Below are 2,928 nucleotides of genomic sequence, written 5' to 3'. Positions count from 1 at the left end.
TAAATCTGTAGGTTATCGTTTTCATCATAATAGCGGTATTCCAAGAGGCAGCGCTTCAACAACAAATCTAAGTGATCAAAATCATTATAGGCCTGCTTGAGATGACATGCTCGTGCTAAAATTTCCCATTGCTTCTCCTGTACAGTGAGACGATAGGTCTCTCGTGTTTCTTCAATGGCTCGCTTTGCTGCTTTTCCAGTAATCGGTAGTTCATCTGTCCAGTCCATCGCTTTCTGGATTAATTGCATCAAGTTTCGGACATGTCCACCACTCATTAGACAAAGATTCTTTAAGGTCTCACCGTTATCAAATACCGGCGGAAAATCTAGCCCGTCTACTTTTCCCTCTAGGGTTTGAAGCAAGTTGGGTTCGATCAGGGCAATCCGACGGCAGATCAATTCCCTCATTTTGTCTAGCCCTAGTTTATTTTCTGTTTCGTCTGGATTGCGGATCATGATCATTGGCAATACATCAGGTTTATCGTAATTATTTTCGAGCTGAGTTGCCCGTCCTGAGTACACCATGGCTATTGGCACAGTATAAATTACATGACAAGCCAATCTTCGTAACATTTCACTGCGATTCAGATAAATTTCATCATAGTTACTTGGTTTCCCTATTTCTTGGGTTTCTGCCATGCGATCAAGGTTGTCAACAATCAATACAATTCCTCGACTATTAGCAGACTTAGCAGACAAAGACTTTTGAGCTTCCTGGATAAAGTCGTTGACGGCTTCGACTAAAGATGGCGTATTGGCGTTGATTTTTTGGCGGAGTTCACGGCGTTTATCTGGTGTTGCCCTAAGGTTAGTAGTAATCTTGGCAAACTGGGAGATTTGCCCCTCTAAACTTAACCCATCAAACGCTACCTCGGTCAAGGCAATATCCTTTAAGGATTCCCAACGATCTTTCATCCAATTTAGTAATGGATTATGCTGTTCAAGCTTAATGGCTTCTACCAAGTGGCGAGTGCAAGCAAAGAGAATATCTGCATAATCAGCATCTTGGGGTTCAATATCTTCGTCATCCGCAGCAAAGTAAACTACAAAATACTTCTTTTGTTCTAAATGCTCTTTTAGTCGTAAAAGTTCAGTAGATTTACCCACTCCTCGGTGTCCAGAGTATAGCTGGCATGTTGGCTGCTTAGACCGCGTGATTTTCCGTCCTAACTCTCGAGTAACCTCCCAACCGCCACGAACATCTTGACAGTCAACATACGCCTTTTTTGGTGGAGGCTGAAAAGGTTCAAAGGAACTATAGATTTCGCTCAGTAAGTCCAACGCCACGACTACCTCACACAATGCTTTAGTTTAGATATTATTTATTATAGTATATCAGGTTTAAATTGGGTGAGTAATTTTATTATTGGTAGTAGGGAGCAGGGAGTAGGGAGTAGGGAGTAGGGAGTAGGGAGTAGGGAGCAGTAAATAGGTAAAAAGCTGTGTATTTTTTTACCATTATCAACGCTAAACTTACCTAAGTTATCATCACGAAAAAAAAACGCGATGCTCTGAGCCGCTAAGCGATTGAGCTGCATGTCACCCTAGGCGATCTCACTCCCCAACTCTAATACCTAACCCCTAATTTATTAATCTAACCCTTAACTGCTAGGTTTTGATCCCCCTAAATCCCCCTTAAAAAGGGGGACTTTTCGGAATTAAACTTTTGATAAACAGGACTTGACTGACTCCCCCCTTTGATAAGGGGGGCTGGGGGGGATCGAGACATAAAATGCTATAAAAAGTCATTAAGTCTATGAAAAATATAATATTTTTCATAGTCAATTAATCTAAAAAAATAATCTAAAATATTTCACTAATAACCCCCCAATTCAAAAAAAATTACAAAAAAAACTTAAAAATACTTGACAAAATAAATAATTATTTATTAACATAAAAATGTTCCAATAATCAACAGCAAAAAACATTATGGATATCGAAAAATTTCTCCCAAACTTTGAGTATAATCCCAACAATCCTAATTTCCCTGAATTATCTGGCCAAGGGCAGCCAGGACGGGAGCAAATCAAACATATATTGATTGGTTCTCCCAAAACCGTGCGGGTCACAATCTATAACCTTTATAGCCGTGGCTACGCACAAGTTCATGAGTGGAGCGCTCCTCAACCTACTGGAAATTCTGGAGAGGTTATCAGTATATTGAGTCGATATCTGTTGGCAGATTAAGATAGGAACTTGCCAGGGATTCCAATCCCTGGCGAGAGGTCAAAACTCAGGAGAAAGTACGACGTCTAAAGTATCAAACCTAAGTTTGTATGTTGTTGATTTGGTGAACACATAGTCAAAAACCCTAGGGCTCTTGACTATTACAAAAAATAATTCGGTCAAGGATTGGAATTAACCAGAACTTGACCGAATTTTTTTTATTGAGGGAACAGGGAATCGGGAATCGGGAATCGGGAATCGGGAATCGGGGAGGGAGATGTTGCGTAGGGTGTGTTAGGGGCGGGCTTGCTTTTATGTTCTCCTCTTCGCGCCTGGGACAGCCCGCCCCGTAACGCACCACCCAAGGACCCGCTCTGACTAAATCAACCCCTTGTGACAATGCAACAGTTTTTCACTTCACTCCCCACACCTCCCACTCTCACCACTATTACCACCCTCACAACACCTTGTGACAATGCAATAGTTTTTTACCCCACTCCCCATACCTACCACTTTTACCACTTTTACCACTTTTATAACCCCTTGTGATAATGCAATAGTTTTTTTAATAACCACCTTTTCCACCTTTACAACCCAATATTTGCATATTTTCAAAAATCGTGTTAATATAATTAGTATCGTAAACACAACGGTTTTTCGCCATGATGATTTCTACCGCACAAGCCGCTGAATTACTAGGTATCTCTGCCACTCGCGTCCGTTTCCTGTTGAGCAAGGGCAGAGTGAAAGGAGCTTATAAGGT

4 protein-coding genes and 1 pseudogene are annotated in these 2,928 nt (G+C 41.2%); 2 read left to right on the top strand and 3 right to left on the bottom strand.

All coding sequences use genetic code 11. From position 1 onward, the window contains the following. Positions 1–1,286 (bottom strand): ATP-binding protein (locus F6K52_RS34890; protein WP_293089562.1); only part of this gene is annotated, 1,286 nt, incomplete at its 3' end. Positions 1,287–1,324: 38 nt separating this feature from the next. Next, positions 1,325–1,537, bottom strand: coding sequence for a hypothetical protein (locus tag F6K52_RS34885; RefSeq protein ID WP_293089560.1), 213 nt, complete (start codon positions 1,535–1,537; stop codon positions 1,325–1,327). A 391-nt stretch (positions 1,538–1,928) separates the two neighbouring features. Between F6K52_RS34885 and F6K52_RS34880 the strand changes: the two genes are divergently transcribed. Continuing rightward, complete coding sequence (locus tag F6K52_RS34880) at positions 1,929–2,186, top strand: hypothetical protein (protein WP_293089558.1); 258 nt, start codon at positions 1,929–1,931, stop codon at positions 2,184–2,186. A gap of 124 nt (positions 2,187–2,310) precedes the next feature. Here the strand turns inward: F6K52_RS34880 and F6K52_RS34875 are convergent, their stop codons facing one another. Next, positions 2,311–2,565 carry a hypothetical protein gene (locus tag F6K52_RS34875; RefSeq protein ID WP_293089556.1) on the bottom strand — a complete coding sequence of 85 codons (255 nt, stop codon included), beginning with the start codon at positions 2,563–2,565 and terminating at the stop codon, positions 2,311–2,313. Between the two features lie 262 nt (positions 2,566–2,827). Between F6K52_RS34875 and F6K52_RS34870 the strand changes: the two are divergent. Further along, positions 2,828–2,928: pseudogene (locus tag F6K52_RS34870) on the top strand (DNA-binding protein); the annotation flags it as partial.

The organism is Moorena sp. SIO3H5 (assembly GCF_010692395.1).
In the GTDB taxonomy this organism is placed as follows: Bacteria; Cyanobacteriota; Cyanobacteriia; order Cyanobacteriales; family Coleofasciculaceae; genus Moorena.
This window is presented reverse-complemented; position numbering and strand designations above follow the sequence as displayed.

What these genes read in the sequence shown, in the direction of transcription:
- F6K52_RS34885 (WP_293089560.1), bottom strand. Translation starts at nt 1,537, where the DNA reads ATGCAGCTCAATCGCTTAGCGGCTCAGAGCATCGCGTTTTTTTTTCGT.
- F6K52_RS34880 (WP_293089558.1), top strand. Translation starts at nt 1,929, where the DNA reads ATGGATATCGAAAAATTTCTCCCAAACTTTGAGTATAATCCCAACAAT.